We start from the raw sequence: 15,921 nt of genomic DNA on the forward strand, positions 1-15,921 counted from the left end.
AAGATGAGGTGACCACGGATAGCGAGGCCTCCGCGGTCAGGGTGCCGTCCGAGGACAGACCCCGTAAGCTCGCTACCTCGATCGACGCCCAGGATCGGGTCTTCCGCGGTACGGCCCGCATCGGTGGCACCCTCGTCCTGCTCATCATGTCATTGGTCGGCGCCTTTCTGCTTCTTCAGGGGTATACCGCGATCGACGTCGCCGGCATCGACTTTCTCACGACAGAGGCGTGGGAGCCGAATGGCGGCAATTTCGGAATCATCGCGGTGTTGTGCGGCACGTTCTTCATCGCGATCACGGCCATCGTCATAGCTACACCGCTCGCCATCGGCACGGGTCTCTACATCAGCGAGTACGCTCCCCGCGGAGTCAAGCGTGGCCTCATCGCCCTCGTCGACCTCATGGCAGCGATTCCGAGCGTCGTCTACGGTCTTTGGGGTGCGTTCTTCCTGCAGCCACTCATCCTGCCGGTCTCCCAGTGGATCGCCACCTACTTCTCTTGGATACCGATCTTCCGAGTGACAGGTTTCGATCCGCAGGATCCGCTGGCCAGTCCCACCGTGTTCACAGCCTCCAGCTTCATCGCCGGCATCGTCGTTGCGCTCATGATCGCTCCGATCGCGAGTTCGATCATGCGCGAGGTCTTCAGTCAGGCCCCGCTCGGCGAAAGAGAGGGTGCGCTCGCGCTCGGCTCCACCCGCTGGGGAATGATCACGAGCGTTGTGCTGCCGTTCGGCCGCGGTGGCATCATCGGCGGAACGATGCTCGGGCTCGGCCGAGCCCTCGGCGAGACCATCGCGGTCTATCTCATCATCTCGCCGGTCTTCGTGATCCAACCCCGCATCCTCGAGAAGGGAGCGAACTCGATCTCCGCGCTCATCGCATTGCGCTACGGCGAGGCGAGTCCGTTCGAGCTTTCTGCGCTCATGGCCGCAGGACTCGCGCTCTTCCTCGTGACCCTCGCCGTGAATTTCGGAGCGTCCGCCGTCATCTCCCGCAGCCGTTCCGGCGCTTCGAGTGAAGCTTAGGTTCCGCCGATGACGACTGTGTACACTCCCGCTGCCGAACCCACGACGCGAGCGACTCCCGTCGAGGTAGAAGAGGCGGATGAACTTGAGGATATGAGGGTCGGCCGTCACCAAGCGGCCCCCATCTCTGAGCCGTTGCGCACGACATTGCCCCCTCGCGTGGCCGAACCTGCGATGGGCGCAGAAACGCGTCGTGTTGTGTCGGGGATGCGCCTGAGTGACGTGTTTCGCGTTGTCGGTGCGATTGCAGCATCGCTGTCACTCACCTGGTGGATCTTCGCTCAGCTTTTGCCTCTGCAGGGTCCGCTCGGCTTCGTGGTCGTGTCGTTCGTGCTGTTCGTGGCGCTCTACGCCGTTCTCGTTAGCATCGATGACTCCGGCCCTGCCGTTCGCGATCGTGTGATGAGTGTGCTCGTGCATTCCGTCGCCGTACTCATGGTTCTCGCTCTCGTGGTCGTGATCGTGTTCACCGCCATGCGCGGCAGCGAAGCCCTGCCCTACGTGAATTTCTTCACCCAGGACATGGCGGCCGCAGGCCCGCTCGAACCGCTCAGCGTCGGTGGGGTGTTGCATGCGGTGATCGGCACCATGATCATGATCACGATCGCGCTCGTCCTCAGCGTTCCGCTGGGCCTTCTGTGCGCGCTATTCCTCACCGAGGTTCCGGGCAAGTACGCCCGGTTCGTGCGTACGATCGTCGAAGCGATGACCGCACTTCCGTCGATTGTCGCGGGACTTTTCATCTACGCCACCGCTGTCATGGTTCTGGGTCTCGATCGCTCGGGGTTCGCCGCGGCTCTTGCGATCACGATCATGATGCTGCCGATCATCATCCGCTCCGCCGATGTCGTGTTGCGTCTCGTTCCTGGCAACCTCAAAGAGGCGTCGCTCGCCCTCGGATCGAGCCAGTGGCGCACCGTCTGGAACGTGACCCTCCCGACTGCGCGCTCGGGACTCACGACCGCGGTCATTCTCGGCACTGCTCGGGGCATCGGAGAGACGAGTCCGGTACTGCTCACCGCAGGCTTCACCACCTACTTCAACTTCAACCCTTTCTCCGGTGCGATGATTTCGTTGCCGCTTGCGACTTTCAACTTGGTCAAGTCACCGGAACCCACCATGATCGCGCGCGGCTTCGGCACCGCCGTCGTCCTCATGGTGCTCGTGCTGGGGCTCTTCGCGCTTGCTCGAGTGATTGGTGGGCGTGGTCCCGGTCAGCTCTCGCCTCGGCAGCAGCGGCGCCGGCGCCTCGAGTCGGCGCGGGATGCAGCGAGATTCGAGGCAGTCGCCCGCATCGATGTCGTCGAAACCGCCGGCTATGGCGGCGTGGGCTTTCAGCGGGCGTCCGCGCCGAAGGAAGGTCACACATCATGAGTCGCTACCGATCCATCCGCGCGATCGTCGGGCTGCTCGGCGTTGTGCTCATCGTCTTCGGCGCGTTGAATATCGTGGCGCCGAAAGCCGAAGCGGTTGGCGCCAGGCACGACCCGATCTCCGGCATCGGTTCGAGCTGGTCGGCAAACGCGCTCGACCAGTGGATCCGCAACGTCGGCAACAACTACGGCTGGAAGATCGAGTACGACTCTGTTGGATCGTCGACCGGGCGCGCGCGCTTCAGGGATAGCACCCCCGATTTCGCCGTCTCCGAGATTCCCTACGAACTGAGGGACAGTGATGTGCAGGACCCTCGGCCTACCCGCGGATTCGCCTACATGCCGATTGTGGCCGGTGGTACGGCGTTCATGTATAACCTCGTCGTCGGCGGGAATCAAATCACCAATCTGCGACTGAGCGGCGAGAGCCTCACTAAAATCTTCACCGGGGTTATCACCACGTGGAATGACCCGGCCATCGCTGCTGACAATCCCTCTCTCGCCTTACCTGCGATTCCCGTCATACCGGTCGTGCGATCCGACGGCTCGGGCACCACCGCGCAGTTCACTTCGTGGATGCGAGCACAGTATCCCGGCCTCTATTCCGATTATTGCGCTCGGATCGGCAAGGCGAACTGTGGTATCACTTCGACCTTTCCCTTTGCTCCTGGTTCGTCGTTCATAGCGCAAGCATCGTCGAATCAAGTCGCCGGCTACGTCGCCACCGCGGCGTATGTCGGGTCCATCACCTATGTCGAGTACTCCTATGCGCTCAACACGGGCATGCCTGTGGCCAAGGTGCTCAACAACGGGGGCTACTACACCGAGCCATTGGCCCCGGCCGTTGCTGTTTCACTGCTGGCGGCACGGATCAACCAGGACTCGAGCTCACCCGACTACCTTACGCAGGATCTCACAGGTGTCTACAACAACGCTGACCCTCGCAGCTATCCGCTGAGTTCATATTCATACATGATCATCCCCACGGCGATCGAGGCAGGATTCACGGAGGAGAAGGGTCTCACTCTTGGAGACTTCGCCCAGTACTTCCTGTGCGAAGGGCAGCAGCAGGCTGACGTATTAGGCTACTCGCCTTTGCCGATCAACCTGGCGAGCGCCGGGCTGGAGCAGGTGAAGAGGGTTCCCGGTTCGAATTCCAACGGCAAAGACATCAGCGCATGCAATAACCCCACGTTCTCGCCCGACGGAACCAACAAGCTTGCGAACGATGCGCCGTTCCCGTCGGAGTGCGACAAGGTCGGGGCCATTCAGTGCACAGTCGGCACGGGTGGGGCTCAGGCCGCGACCGCTCCCTCAGCTGGCGCTGCTGCTGCTGCCGGAACAGATCCGGCCATCGCCGCCGCCGCAGCAGCCGGTGGGAACGCCGCGGTTCTGGACGTCAACGCGAAACCGATCACGGTCACCGGCGTTCCGGTGTCCATCGATCCGATCGACCTGCTCACGAGCCCGAACATCGTCGCGACGGTGCTCGGGATCCTCTTGCTTGGCGGGCTGCTGGTGCCGCCGTGGTGGGCGAAGCGACAGCGGAGTCGCGAGCACCCGAAGACGCTGTTCGAGACCGGCCCTGCGCCTGTACCGGCGAATGCGGCATCTCCGGGGGATCGGGTGGCAAAAGTTCGTCTTCCATTCACCCGTCGCAAACGCGAGAAGAGTGCGCCGACGACCCCTCGTCCCTAACGTTCAGTAGTCACCTTGGAAAGGCCAGCCCAACCCATGTCCCGAATCGGTTCCCTGCTCGCCGTGCGGCTGCTGTCGCTTGCGATCGCCGCGTCATCCGCGGTGGGACTCGTGCTGGTGAACCCGAGCATCGCACCTGCCGCGCAGGCGGCCACAGCGAGTGACTCAGAGGTTTCAATCAAATGGACGGATGCGACCGTCGGTGATGTCGCCCAGCCGCGGCGTGATCCACAGAGCCCTCACTATGGCGACTTCACACACCTCGAGGTCGTGGTATCCCAGACGAAGGGGCTCATCGATCAGGGCATAGATGTCAGGGTTTCAGGGATGTCGCAGACGCAACCGGGAAGTGACGGTCTCAGAGCCATACCGCTTGCAATGAACTTCGTGCAGGCCATGCAGTGTTGGGGCGACCCGGCCGATGAGGCGACGTTCCGGGAAACGTGCCAATGGGGCGGCTGGGCGATGGAGCGATTCGGTAGTCAGATTGAAAAAGTGCTTCCGCAAGATAGTTGGTTTCGCACACAGGTCCAACCAGGCGATGTCGATGTTCCGTTCCGAGACGCCAATGCCGCTGCAGATGTGCCTCCCGTGACCGGAAATTCCATCGTCAGTCCGAAAAACCCTGCGTTGAGGGAATGGCCGCTTGTCTCACTTTTCAGCGCCTCCACGAGCAACGAAGTGCCCGGCGTCGGCATCAACGCAGATGGCACGACGCATTTCCCGTTCGAGGTGCAGTCTGCGTTGCAAGCGCCTCAACTCGGTTGTGGCTCCGGTGTGAGGTCGACGGCATCGCAACGATGCTACCTCGTGATCGTGCCACGGGGCAGTCACTTCGGCGGCGAGGTCGGCGAAGGCAAGTGCGCGGTAGGCGGCTATGTCGCCGACGAGTATGGCAGCCGGATTCCTAATCCGGATGGCTCAGACCGTCAGTATCGGCCGGGAGAAGCCAATGCAGTGCAAGAGGGATCCCCGCTCAACCCGAAATGCGACTACTGGAACAACCGCGTTGTCGTTCCGCTCGACTTCGAACCGGTTACAGGCACCTGCCCCCTCGGAGCCAAGGAGCGGGGGATGGTCGGTTCGCAGCTGCTCGTCGGAGCAATGGGATCATGGCAGCGTGCGCTCTGCCAGTCGATCGGCAATGTCTATAACTTCGTGAGCAATCCTGACTCTACGGCGCGTTCACAGCTGCTCGCCGGACGCGCTGGCCTCGCGTTCATGTCAGATCCACTGGGGACTGGAATCCTCACGGCGCGCGAGAGTGAGAACCTGGCCACGACCGATGTGGTCTACGCGCCGATCGCGATCTCTGGTGGCCTTGTTGTCAGCTACGCCTATGAGAATTCTGCGGGAAGACACGAGGATCTCAAGTTTTCTCCACGCTTGTTGGCAAAGCTACTGACACAGTCCTACCCGTTCCAGCCGCCCCTCTATGCGAACAGTGGCGAAGTCATCGATCACCTCGGCGCAGTCAACCTGCGCTATGGATACTTCATCAACGATCCCGATGTCAAGGCGCTAAACCCCAAAATCACCAGTAGTACGAATCCCAAGGTCATCCTGCCTGGCCCAAGTAGCGCTGATGCGATCGCCCAGTTGTGGCGGTGGATCCAAGCCGACAAAGAGGCCGCGGCCTGGCTGAGCGGGGAACCGGATCCGTGGGGTATGACGGTGAACCCCTATTATCTCCCCAAGAAGAGTGCTCAGGCGAAGGTGCCGATCGTCGACGATCATGGGGGGATCGTCAAAGACGCCTCAGGCAAGACGACATACCGTGACGTCGGACTGGCGAGTATCGATGACACCCCGCTGAACCTTGCGACGACACCACCTTCCTCCTTTCCGAAGGCCGATGAGACGCTCGCACCGAAGAACATGTCTTCGTATCCGGAGATCAGGACGCCATACGGGTCGCAGCAATTCTCTCCCTATTCAGAAAACCTGCTCTCGACTGCGCGCGACACCATCCGTGCGAATCCTCATGTGAAGACGGAGTGGGATCGATATAAGTTCGTCTCGGACGGGGTTATCGGTGACTGGGTTTCAATCGCGCCGCAGCCCCCGGGCAACAAGTTCATCATCTCGGTCACCGATAGCGCCTCGGCTGAACGTTACGGTCTGAATGTCGCGCCATTGCAATTGCCGAATCGCCCTGGTGTCTTCGTCGGGCCGACGCCGGAGGGGATGACGGCCGCGCTCGGCACGCTTGTACCTGTCGCGGGATCGCCGATCAAACAGCCCGACGTCACAAGAATGCCCGACACGGCCTATCCGCTCACACTGTTGAGCTATGCCGCGGTCAACCTCACGACGAGTGACGCTGCCGCCCGCAAGGACTACGCGCTCATGATCAACCAGGTCACGACGACAGGCCAGGAACGAGGCACAGCTCGGGGGAAGCTTCCTGCCGGTTATCTGCCACTGACCGATGCGATGAAAGCCCAGGCCAAGAACGCCGCCGAGGCCATCCTCAACTACGTGCCCAAGCCGAAGCCGGGGGCCGCCGCCGCCGGCCCTGCGGCCGTGGCTGCACCGGCGGGAGCTCCGGGTGCCGGCGCGCAGCAGGCGGCGGGAGGCGCTCCAGCGGGCGGACAGGTCACGCAGAATGCTGCCGCGGTCGTCTCCGACCAGGTCACCCCGAAATTCGACGCACCATTGCCTGCGCAGGCGGCGCTGGGTGTGTCCCTCATCGTCGGACTGGGCGGCGCCGCTTTCGCCCCCTTGCTCATGAGACCGAGGAGGTTGGGCGGCTAGACCCCGGACGACGAACCGCCCTGCGACGCCGGAAGCATCGCAGGGCGGGGCTTACCACTCCATGAAAAGCACGTAAGCAATTTGATCCTAGAAAGGGATTGACATGAAAACCAAGTCCGTGTTGCGTCTCGGCGCACTCGGTGCCATTGTCGCGGTCGCCCTGACCGCGGCAATCGCTTCCCCGGCGATGGCCGACCCTGCCACCAACGACAAGGTGCTCAACGGCACCGGCTCCGACACGACCCAGGACGTGATGAACGGTCTCGCCAGCGTGATCGGCGGAACCGCACTCGGCTCGTGGGACGCGATCGGATCGGCGACGATCCAGGTCAAGTCAGGCGGCCCGATCTTCAACCGCCCCAACGGGTCCGGCAACGGCGTCAAGGCGCTCACCGCCTCGATCAACCCCGAGGGCACCCGCACCTGGGGCGGCGTCAGCATCACCGGTCAGCTCGACTTCGCTCGCTCCTCGAGCGGCCCCTCGGTCACGGGCACGGACCTCACCTACATCCCGTTCGCCAAGGACGCCGTGACCTTCGCGGTGCACGAGGCGAGCGACTTCCCGCGCGACATCCCGATTGGAACGGCCGCCGACGCGCCCACCAAGTTCACCCTGCGCAACATCTACAAGTGCACGGTCACCTCGTTCTCGGACAGCTTCGGAACCCCGGTCACGATCACACCGCTCATTCCGCAGTCCGGCTCGGGCACGCGCTCGTTCTGGCAGTCGAAGCTTGGCCTCTCTACCGAGGGCTTTGGCACGTGCGTCACTGACCGCGGCAACACGGTGCAGGAGCACAAGGGTGACGCGATCACCGGCGTCGGTGAGATCGTCCCCATCTCGATCGCGCAGTACATCGCGCAGTCGAACGGCAAGGTCAACGACGCGCGCGGCTACGCCGAGCTGGGCAAGGTCGCCGGTAAGTCTCCGGTCGTCTTCTCCGCTGGCAAGCCGGCCATGAACAGCGCCTTCCCGATCAACCGCAGCGTCTACAACGTCGTCGCGACCTCGCGTCTCGGCGACTCGGCGATCGCAGCGGCCTTCGTCGGCGCCGGCTCGGCCATCTGCTCCAACACCGCAGAGATTCAGTCCTACGGCTTCGCGTCGCTCGGTGCGAGCTGTGGTTCGGTCACCACCAAGGGTGGCTACCCCGCCCCGTAATACCTGATCCACGCTCCACTGTTCCACCCCGCCATGGTGGGCCGGGCCGAGGGTTCGGCCCACCGGGCAAGCGCAATGCACCCATCGTTTGTTCAGAACACCAAGCAAAGGAAAAGGACTCAATGTCTCTCAAGAAGACCACGCGCGTCACCGCGCTGGCTGTCACGGGAGCCCTGCTCACCGCAGGTCTCTCCTCCGTCGCGACCGCGGCGTACGCCGGCCCCGAGCAGATCATCCCCGGCACGATCACGATCGCCCCGACGAGCGGCACGGCCGACCTGAACCCCATGTTCACGGCCTTCGACATCAACGCGGGCTGCCCCGTCGGCTTCCGCGAGGGTTCGCACACCGTCGCCTACCAGAACGGCCTGAACGTCGGCTCGCTCTCGAAGAAGTTCACGACCGCTACGATCAGCGCCTACGGCGACGGTGGCCTCACCGGCAACCCGGTGCACCTCGAGCCGGGCAGCGACTACATCAGCGCCACCTCGCTCGACACCGCCATCGGTGGCGCCGTGACGATCGCCAACGGCGACTTCGAAATCCGCCGCTACTGCTGGGCCGACCCGAACGTCTTCAACGCGGGCACCGACAAGTACTTCGTGCTCCCGATGACCTTCACGGCCGCGACGAACACCTGGGCCGTGAAGACCGCTGCCCCCGTCGAGGTTCCCGTCTTCGCTTCGTTCACCGTCGTGGGCAACAGCAATGGCACGGTCAGCGCCGCTGCCCACCTCACCGGTGGAAACGGTCCGATCGCGGGTAAGGTCGAGTTCCTTCAGGGCGGCACCAAGGTCGGCGAGGGCGTCGTGAACGCCACCGGCGACGCGTCCTGGGCCTCGGGCGTGACCCCGGCCGGCACTTACTCGTACACCGCGAAGTTCGTCACCTCGGACGCCGCGAAGTACAGCGACTCGCCCGAGACCGCCCCGGTCTCGCTCGTGCACTCCGGCTCCTCGGCGCTCTATCAGGGCACCCCGGCCGACGTGAACATCCTCGTCGAGGTTCCGACCACGATCGAGAACAACGGTCTCAAGCTCACCGTTCCGGCTACTCCGGCCAACCTCGGTGCCGCGGCCAACGTCGGTGGCAAGTACACCGCCTCGGGCAAGCTCGGCGAGGTGACGGTCACGGACTCCCGCCAGAACAAGGCCGGCTGGAACTTGACCGGTGTCAACAGCCTGTTCACCAACCAGAGCAACCCCGCCAAGACCATCTCGGCCGGCGCGCTCGGCTGGACCCCTGAGATCGTCAACACGCAGGACGCCGCGACCGCCGGTGCGACCGTCGCCCCGGACGGAACCGCCACGGTGACCGGCGCCGGCCTCAGTGTCACGCGTCCGCTCTCGAGCGCGAGCGCCAACGCCACGGTGGGCACCATCGCCACCACGACCAACGCCAACCTGGCCTTCTCGGTCCCGGCTGACGGCTCGGTCGCTCCTGGAACCTACGGTTCCAAGCTCACGCTGACCCTGATCTAGTTCAGGTTCGCACCCTTCCCCCGGGCTTGGAGCTTCGCGCTCCGGGCCCGGGGGATACCCCGTGAAACGGATGCAGCGGCATCCTCGCCCCACAGCAATTGGAAGACGCAGTGAAAAAGACCATCAGTGCCCTCATGACGGGCGCCTTCGCCGCCCTGCTCGTTGCCGCAGGTGCGGCCTTACCGCTTTCCAGCCAGGCAGCAGAAGGCGATGTGACATGGAGCGTCGCGCCCGCCAGCGCCCAGGGCCCGGACGGCCGCACACTCTTCGACTACAGAGTCGATCCGGGCGTCGCCGTCAGCGACATCGTGTCGATCACCAATTTCAGCGCGACCGATCAGACCTTCCAGCTCTATGCCTCCGACGGGGTGAACGAGTTCGACGGCGGCGAGTACTCCATCCAGACCGCCGACGGCGTCTCGACCGACCTCGGCGTTTGGACCACTCTGAGCCAGAAGGAGGTCACGATCGGTGCGAACCAGCGCGCCGACATCCCCTTCACGATCGTCGTCCCGAGCAATGCCACCCCGGGCGACCACTCGGCGGGCATCGTCGCGGCGATCACCCGCAAGGGCACCGGCGAGGGCCAGGCCGTCGACGTGGAGCAGCGGGTCGGATCGCGCATCTACATGCGCGTCTCCGGCGAGGTGCAGGCCAGTTTCACCGCCTCGGGAATGGTCGCCGGCTACGACGGCTCGCTCAACCCGATCGGGCTCGGCGACGTGAGTGGCCATTACACGCTACAGAACAACGGCAACCTTCGCCTCGCCCTCGACCAGACCCTACGCATCACGGGACCCTTCGGCATCCCGCTCGCAGAGGTGAAGACCGAGGCCGTGCCGGACTTCCTTCCGGGGCAGCTCGTGAACGTTCCCATCGCGGTCGACGGGGTCGCCCCGCTGTTCTTTCTCGGCGTGGACGCCCAAATCTCGAGCCGTAGCGCGGCGGCGGCATCGTCCGCCGAGATCGCGGGTGCGAGCACGTCGACCACGACCTGGGCCATCCCATGGTCCCTGCTCGGTGTGCTCGTCGTCATCGCCGGCCTCCTCGGCTTCGTCGTCTGGCGTCGTCGCGTGAACGAAACCCGCATGCGCGAGGCGATCGAGCACCTGACCCGCCAGGGTCGCGAGCAGGCACTCGCCGGCCAGCCGGACGAGCACCTCGACGAGAAGCCGCGCGAGAACGCCGGAGCCTCCGCGTGATCCTGAAGCTCATTCCCGTCGCCATCGTCCTCGCGCTGGCGGCCACGGTCGGGTTCGCGGATGCGGCCTCGGCCGACGAAGACGACACCGGCGATGCCTCCGTCAGTGTCGTGATTCCCGATTCGGGCAACAACGGCGGCAACGGGAACGGCGGCGGCAACGGGAACGGCGGCGGCAACGGGAACGGCGGCGGCAGCGATGGGGGCGGGAACAACGAAGGCGGCAACAACGGCGGCGGCAACGGGAACAGCCCGGGCAGCTGCTCCATCACCGAGTCCGGAGAGCCCATCCCCGGCGCGAAACCGGCGGACACCCGCAACACCGCCCTGCTCGACAAGGCCGCATACAATCCGGGAGACACGGTCACCGTCACAACGGGCGGGTTCGCGGCCGACCAGAACGTGCAAGTGGTGCTGTACTCGGAGCCCATCGTCGTCGCGACCATCGCAGCCGACCGCGGCGGCCTCGTCTCGGGGCAGTTCTCGGTGCCGGAATCGATCCGGCCGGGCAAGCACACCCTCCAGCTCACCGGCTGGACCTGCGGAGCGGTCGCCGTCGTGCCGATCATGATCAGCAACTTCAATGCCTCGCCGGGCGGTGGTGCGCTCGGGTGGTGGCTCATCGGAGGGGGCGGCGGCCTCCTGCTCGCCCTCCTGACAGTGTTGATGGGGCTGCGCGGCGGATGGTTCGCCGCACTCGGCCTCAGACTTGTGGGCCGATGAGCCAGGGCACGACCGGTAACCTGCTGCCCAAGGGCGCTGCCGCGCTCGGCCGGCTGTCGCCGCGCAAGCTAGCCGCGCTCATGGCCTCCGCGCCCGCGGCACGTGTCGCCGTGCGGGATGCCCGCTGGTGGCTCGGCGCCGTATGGCTCGCGGTCTCCGCGCTGCTGCTCGCGATGGTCGCGCACATCGTGCTCGTCGGCGCGCTCCAGCACTCGCGCACTCAGGCGGTCGCCTACAACGATTTGCGCTCGAGCCTCGCCAACGCCGTGACCCCGGTCGGTCAGCTCGACTTCGAAGGGAACCTCGTGGCCCTGGGGACGCCTGTCGCGCTGATCTCCATCCCCTCCCTCGGGTTGCAGGAGGTGGTGCGCCAGGGCACGACCGGCGAGATCCTGCGCGGCGGACCCGGCCACAGCGTGGACTCGGTGATGCCAGGGCAGGCGGGCACGAGCATCCTGCTCGGTCGCCAGAGCAGCTACGGCGGCCCTTTTGGAGCCCTACAGAAGCTCGCGCCCGGCGCCGAGATCTCCATCGTCACAGGACAGGGCACCTCGACGTATGCCGTCTTCGGCATGCGCCGCGGCGGCGATCCGCTGCCCGACCCGCTCGGCAAGGGAGAAGGACGGCTCCAGCTGGTCACGGCCGACGGTCCTGCACTGCTTCCCACCGGCGTGCTCTACGTCGACGCGCAGCTCACGAGCACGGTCATGGCGACGCCGTCGGCCGTCATGCTCGCCTCGGCGCTGCTGGCATCCCAGAAGCCGATGGCGATGAACCCGGATGCCTGGCCCGGCGTCTTCTTCAGCCTGCAGTGGCTCGTGGCCACCTGCCTGCTCGTGCTCTGGCTGCGGCGACGTTGGGGTGGCTGGCAGACCTGGATCGTCGGTGTCCCCCTTGTGCTCGCCCTTGCGGTCGCGACGGCCGACGCCTTCGCCTCCGCCCTTCCCAACCTGCTGTGACCATCCGTTCGACCCGCTCCCGCTAGGAAGACCATGACCCTCACCGCCGATCGCACCGAGCCCGCTGTGACACCCTCGCTCGCCGAGCTCGACGCGCACGACATCTCCGCCTGGTTCGGCGACCACAAGGTGCTCGACCGTGTCTCGCTCACCATGCCCGCAGGGCAGGTGTCCGCTCTCATCGGGCCGTCCGGCTGCGGCAAGTCCACCTTCCTCCGCATCCTGAACCGGATGCACGAGCTCGTGCCCTCCGCGAGCCTCGCCGGCGAGGTGCAGCTCGACGGCGTCGACATCTACGATCCGTCGCGCAAGCTCATCGACGCGCGACGCCAGATCGGCATGGTGTTCCAGAAGCCGAATCCGTTCCCGGCGATGTCGATCTACGAGAACGTGATCGCCGGCCTCAAGCTCACCGGAATGCGCAAGAGCCGCGACGAGAAGGACGCCCTCGTCGAGGAGTGCCTCACCAAGGGCGGCCTCTGGAAGGAGGTCAAGGACCGGCTGCGCGCACCGGGCGGCGGGCTCTCCGGCGGCCAGCAGCAGCGCCTCTGCATCGCTCGCTCGCTCGCGGTCAAACCGCGCGTGCTGCTCATGGACGAGCCGTGCTCCGCGCTCGACCCGACGTCGACCCGGGTGATCGAGGAGACGATGCTCGAACTCGTCAACGACGTCACGATCGTGATCGTGACGCACAACATGCAGCAGGCGCAGCGGGTCTCTCAGAAGTGCGCCTTCTTTCTTGCTTCGCACGGCACCCCGGGGGTGATCGTCGAGCACGGCGACACGGAGGCGATGTTCGGCGACCCGCAGGATCCGCGCACCTTCGACTATGTCAACGGTCGCTTCGGGTAAGCGAGCGATGCCATCCCCAGCGCCGTTCCCTCCCGTCGGAGGGTGGTGCGCATGAACCCCGGCCGACTGATCGTGCCGCTGTCGTTGATCGCTGCAGCCGGCTGCGTCCTCGCCGTCGCTGCGGCCGCTGAGGCACCGCCTTCGCAGAGTTGGAGCGTGCCGCTTGATCGTGCCCCGACTGTCGCCTCTGCGGAGGTCGCCGGTCCCGGTAGCGCGGCATCGGCATCGGCATCGGCAGACGGCAGTGCGGCACCTGGGTCGGCGGCCGGTAGCGCGGCGGCGGCCGGGAACGCCGAACGCGTCGACCCGACCTGGGCGCAGCGGGTGGCACTGCGCACAGGCATCCCGGCACGCGCCCTGCAGGGTTATGCGGGGGCGTCGCTGACGTTGAGTGTCGAAGCGCCCGGTTGCCATCTCGGCTGGAACACGATCGCCGCCATCGGCGACATCGAGTCCGCTCACGGATCGCACGGCGGCGCGATCGACGCGTCGGGGGTCACGGTGCCCGCGCTCCTCGGCCCGCGGCTCGACGGGGTCGAGTTCGACGCGGTGCCCGACAGCGACGGCGGCGTCTTCGACGGCGACGCGCAGTGGGATCGGGCGATGGGGCCGCTGCAGTTCATCCCGTCGACCTGGCAGCGCTGGGGCGCCGACGGTGATGGCGACGGCATCGCGAATCCGCAGCAGATCGACGATGCCGCACTCGCGGCGGGCCGATTCCTGTGCGCGGCAGGCGATCTGTCCACGGTCGAGGGATGGCGCGCCGCCGTACTCTCCTACAACCACGTCGAACGCTACGTGAACCAGGTCGCCGAGACCGCGAACCGCTACGCCGGCCTGGACGGATGAGCGACGTGGAGCCGGCGGGCGGCGGTCCCGATCTGATCTCGGACCGCTTCGTGCTGGGCGAACTCCGGGGTTCCGGCGGTTCTGCCTCCGTCTTCGCTGCACACGACACGGCGAGCGGCGAGCCGGTTGCGCTCAAGATCCTGCACCCGCACCTCTCCGGCCTGCCCGAGCGCAGGGAGGCGTTCTTCACGGAGGCGCGGGCCGCAGTGGCACTCGAGCACCTCAACATCGCGGCCGTGCGGGGTATGGGGGTGCACGATGCGGGCGGACTGACCATGGCGTGGATCGCATTCGAACTCGTCGCGGGCGGCTCGCTCGCCGAACGCGTGGAAGGCGGCGGCCCGCTGCGCGTCTCCGACACCGCCGCGCTCGCAGCGGGCATGCTGGCCGGTCTCGCCGCCGCGCACGCCGCAGGCCTCGTGCACCGGGACGTGTCGCCGGGCAATGTGCTGCTGACCACACAGCCGGGCGAGGATATCGTGCCGGAACACGTGCGGCTCATCGACTTCGGGCTCGCCGATGCCGCAGGCAGGCCCGCGCTCGGCAGTGACGTGCTGCGCACCGCAGCAGGCGCGGGCGGCGAACCCGGTTCCGATGGGGGCATTGCCGCCGAGAACGGCGTGATCGGCAGTGTGCAGTACATGTCGCCCGAGCAGGCGCGTGGGCTGCCGATCGACGAGCGCGGCGACCTCTATGCGGCATCCGCGGTGCTCTATTTCGCCCTGACGGGCCAGCCGCCCTTTCCTCGGCAGAGTTCCGAGGCGGTCATGCGCGCCCACGTGAGCGCGCCGCCGCCCGTCGTGTCTGCGCTCCGGCCCGGGGTGCCGCGCGAGCTCGACCGGCTGCTGGTGCGGGGCCTGGCCAAGCGGCCGGAACAGCGTTTCGACAGCGCGGCGCACATGGCGGATGCGGTGCGTGGCGCCCTCGCCTCGATTCCGGGACCGGACGCCGCAACCGTCGTGCTCGCGGAGGCTGCGACCACCCGCTTTGTCGCCTCGCCGCCTCGTGCCGGGTACGCCACCTCGGTGCCTCGGCCGGCCGGCCGGGTGATCGCTGTCTCGGCGGTCACCGCGCCATCGCCGCGCGCCACGCGACGGCTCGCCGGGCGCACACGCGGAGGAGGGGTGGCACTCGTCGTCGTGGCGATCGCCGGTGCGCTCACGCTGGTGCTCTGGGGCTGGGCGGCCCTGGCGACCGGGCGGGGTGAGGTTGCGACGGCTGCATCCGACCCGCCCGTCGTTCCCACGGTGACCATGACGCCGACGGTGGAGCCGACGGTCGACTCCGTGCGCGTGCCGCAGCTCGAGACACTGTCGCTCGCCGAGGCGCGCGCCGCGCTGGAGCGTGAGGGCTTCCGGGTCGGCGCCCTGAACCCCGAGAGCTCCCTGCGTGCCGCCGACACGGTGTTGCGGTCCCACCCGGCCGGCGGGGAGGCGGTCGAGGCCGGATCCACGGTCGACCTCGTCATCGCCTCCGGGGCGAACACGGTCCCAACGGTTGCCGGTCAGGCGCACGGGGCGGCGGTCGCTGCGCTGGAGAGCGCGGGGTTCGCCGTGAAGCAGGAGCTGGTGCCGCATCCGGATGCCCGCTCGGGCGAGATCGTCGGCACGCAGCCGGCTGAGGGGACGAGTCTGCGGCTCGGCACGACGGTCACGCTGCTGATCGCCGTGCTCACCCCGGTCGAGCCGACGTCGACCCCGGTTCCGACCCCGACCCCGACTCCCACGCAACCGCCCGGGTGACCATCAGGAGTCATACGGCTCGAACCCGAGGTCTGAACCCGAGGCCTGAACCCGAGGCTTGAACCCGAGGCCTGAACCCGAGGCTTGAACCCGAGG

Annotated in this window: 12 protein-coding genes; all 12 read left to right on the top strand. The window is 66.3% G+C overall.

The window, feature by feature from the left end; all coding sequences use genetic code 11:
* The first annotated feature begins 8 nt into the window (after positions 1 to 8).
* The 12 genes from pstC (at position 9) to ACFQB0_RS11290 (ending at position 15,825) form a co-directional block, all read left to right on the top strand.
* Positions 9 to 1,028, top strand: coding sequence for a phosphate ABC transporter permease subunit PstC (pstC, locus tag ACFQB0_RS11235; protein ID WP_386731423.1), 1,020 nt, complete (start codon positions 9 to 11; stop codon positions 1,026 to 1,028).
* 222 nt (positions 1,029 to 1,250) lie between these two features.
* Entirely contained in the window at positions 1,251 to 2,402 is a 1,152-nt protein-coding gene (pstA, locus tag ACFQB0_RS11240; protein ID WP_386731426.1) for a phosphate ABC transporter permease PstA, read from the top strand.
* The gene (locus ACFQB0_RS11245; RefSeq protein ID WP_386731428.1) at positions 2,399 to 4,099 is read left to right on the top strand and encodes a phosphate ABC transporter substrate-binding protein PstS; all 1,701 of its coding nucleotides are present in this window, start codon (positions 2,399 to 2,401) and stop codon (positions 4,097 to 4,099) included. Before pstA ends, ACFQB0_RS11245 begins: the two co-directional genes overlap by 4 nt.
* 36 nt (positions 4,100 to 4,135) lie before the next feature.
* Entirely contained in the window at positions 4,136 to 6,856 is a 2,721-nt protein-coding gene (locus tag ACFQB0_RS11250; RefSeq protein WP_386731431.1) for a hypothetical protein, read from the top strand.
* A gap of 103 nt (positions 6,857 to 6,959) precedes the next feature.
* Positions 6,960 to 8,018, top strand: coding sequence for a substrate-binding domain-containing protein (locus ACFQB0_RS11255; RefSeq protein ID WP_386731434.1), 1,059 nt, complete (start codon positions 6,960 to 6,962; stop codon positions 8,016 to 8,018).
* 122 nt (positions 8,019 to 8,140) lie between these two features.
* Positions 8,141 to 9,499 carry a hypothetical protein gene (locus tag ACFQB0_RS11260; RefSeq protein WP_386731437.1) on the top strand — a complete coding sequence of 453 codons (1,359 nt, stop codon included), beginning with the start codon at positions 8,141 to 8,143 and terminating at the stop codon, positions 9,497 to 9,499.
* A gap of 110 nt (positions 9,500 to 9,609) precedes the next feature.
* Positions 9,610 to 10,701: a WxL protein peptidoglycan domain-containing protein gene (locus tag ACFQB0_RS11265; protein ID WP_386731439.1), complete on the top strand. Its 1,092-nt coding sequence runs from the start codon at positions 9,610 to 9,612 to the stop codon at positions 10,699 to 10,701.
* Positions 10,698 to 11,423 carry a hypothetical protein gene (locus tag ACFQB0_RS11270; protein ID WP_386731441.1) on the top strand — a complete coding sequence of 242 codons (726 nt, stop codon included), beginning with the start codon at positions 10,698 to 10,700 and terminating at the stop codon, positions 11,421 to 11,423. Before ACFQB0_RS11265 ends, ACFQB0_RS11270 begins: the two co-directional genes overlap by 4 nt.
* Positions 11,420 to 12,382 (top strand): sortase domain-containing protein, encoded by a 963-nt coding sequence (locus tag ACFQB0_RS11275; RefSeq protein ID WP_386731444.1) that lies wholly within the window; start codon positions 11,420 to 11,422, stop codon positions 12,380 to 12,382. The genes ACFQB0_RS11270 and ACFQB0_RS11275 overlap by 4 nt, the downstream gene beginning before the upstream one ends.
* A gap of 33 nt (positions 12,383 to 12,415) precedes the next feature.
* On the top strand, positions 12,416 to 13,234 hold the full coding sequence (locus ACFQB0_RS11280) for a phosphate ABC transporter ATP-binding protein (protein WP_386731447.1): 819 nt from the start codon (positions 12,416 to 12,418) through the stop codon (positions 13,232 to 13,234).
* Positions 13,235 to 13,285: 51 nt separating this feature from the next.
* Complete coding sequence (locus tag ACFQB0_RS11285) at positions 13,286 to 14,083, top strand: lytic transglycosylase domain-containing protein (protein ID WP_386731451.1); 798 nt, start codon at positions 13,286 to 13,288, stop codon at positions 14,081 to 14,083.
* Complete coding sequence (locus ACFQB0_RS11290) at positions 14,080 to 15,825, top strand: protein kinase domain-containing protein (RefSeq protein WP_386731454.1); 1,746 nt, start codon at positions 14,080 to 14,082, stop codon at positions 15,823 to 15,825. Before ACFQB0_RS11285 ends, ACFQB0_RS11290 begins: the two co-directional genes overlap by 4 nt.
* The last annotated feature ends 96 nt before the right edge of the window (positions 15,826 to 15,921 follow it).

The organism is Luethyella okanaganae (assembly GCF_042660285.1).
Classification (GTDB): domain Bacteria; phylum Actinomycetota; class Actinomycetes; order Actinomycetales; family Microbacteriaceae; genus Luethyella; species Luethyella okanaganae.

Bases quoted from the DNA above. Each gene is read 5' to 3' on its own strand.
- ACFQB0_RS11245 (WP_386731428.1), top strand. From the start codon at position 2,399: ATGAGTCGCTACCGATCCATCCGCGCGATCGTCGGGCTGCTCGGCGTT.
- ACFQB0_RS11250 (WP_386731431.1), top strand. From the start codon at position 4,136: ATGTCCCGAATCGGTTCCCTGCTCGCCGTGCGGCTGCTGTCGCTTGCG.
- ACFQB0_RS11255 (WP_386731434.1), top strand. From the start codon at position 6,960: ATGAAAACCAAGTCCGTGTTGCGTCTCGGCGCACTCGGTGCCATTGTC.
- ACFQB0_RS11260 (WP_386731437.1), top strand. From the start codon at position 8,141: ATGTCTCTCAAGAAGACCACGCGCGTCACCGCGCTGGCTGTCACGGGA.
- ACFQB0_RS11275 (WP_386731444.1), top strand. From the start codon at position 11,420: ATGAGCCAGGGCACGACCGGTAACCTGCTGCCCAAGGGCGCTGCCGCG.
- ACFQB0_RS11280 (WP_386731447.1), top strand. From the start codon at position 12,416: ATGACCCTCACCGCCGATCGCACCGAGCCCGCTGTGACACCCTCGCTC.
- ACFQB0_RS11285 (WP_386731451.1), top strand. From the start codon at position 13,286: ATGAACCCCGGCCGACTGATCGTGCCGCTGTCGTTGATCGCTGCAGCC.
- ACFQB0_RS11290 (WP_386731454.1), top strand. From the start codon at position 14,080: ATGAGCGACGTGGAGCCGGCGGGCGGCGGTCCCGATCTGATCTCGGAC.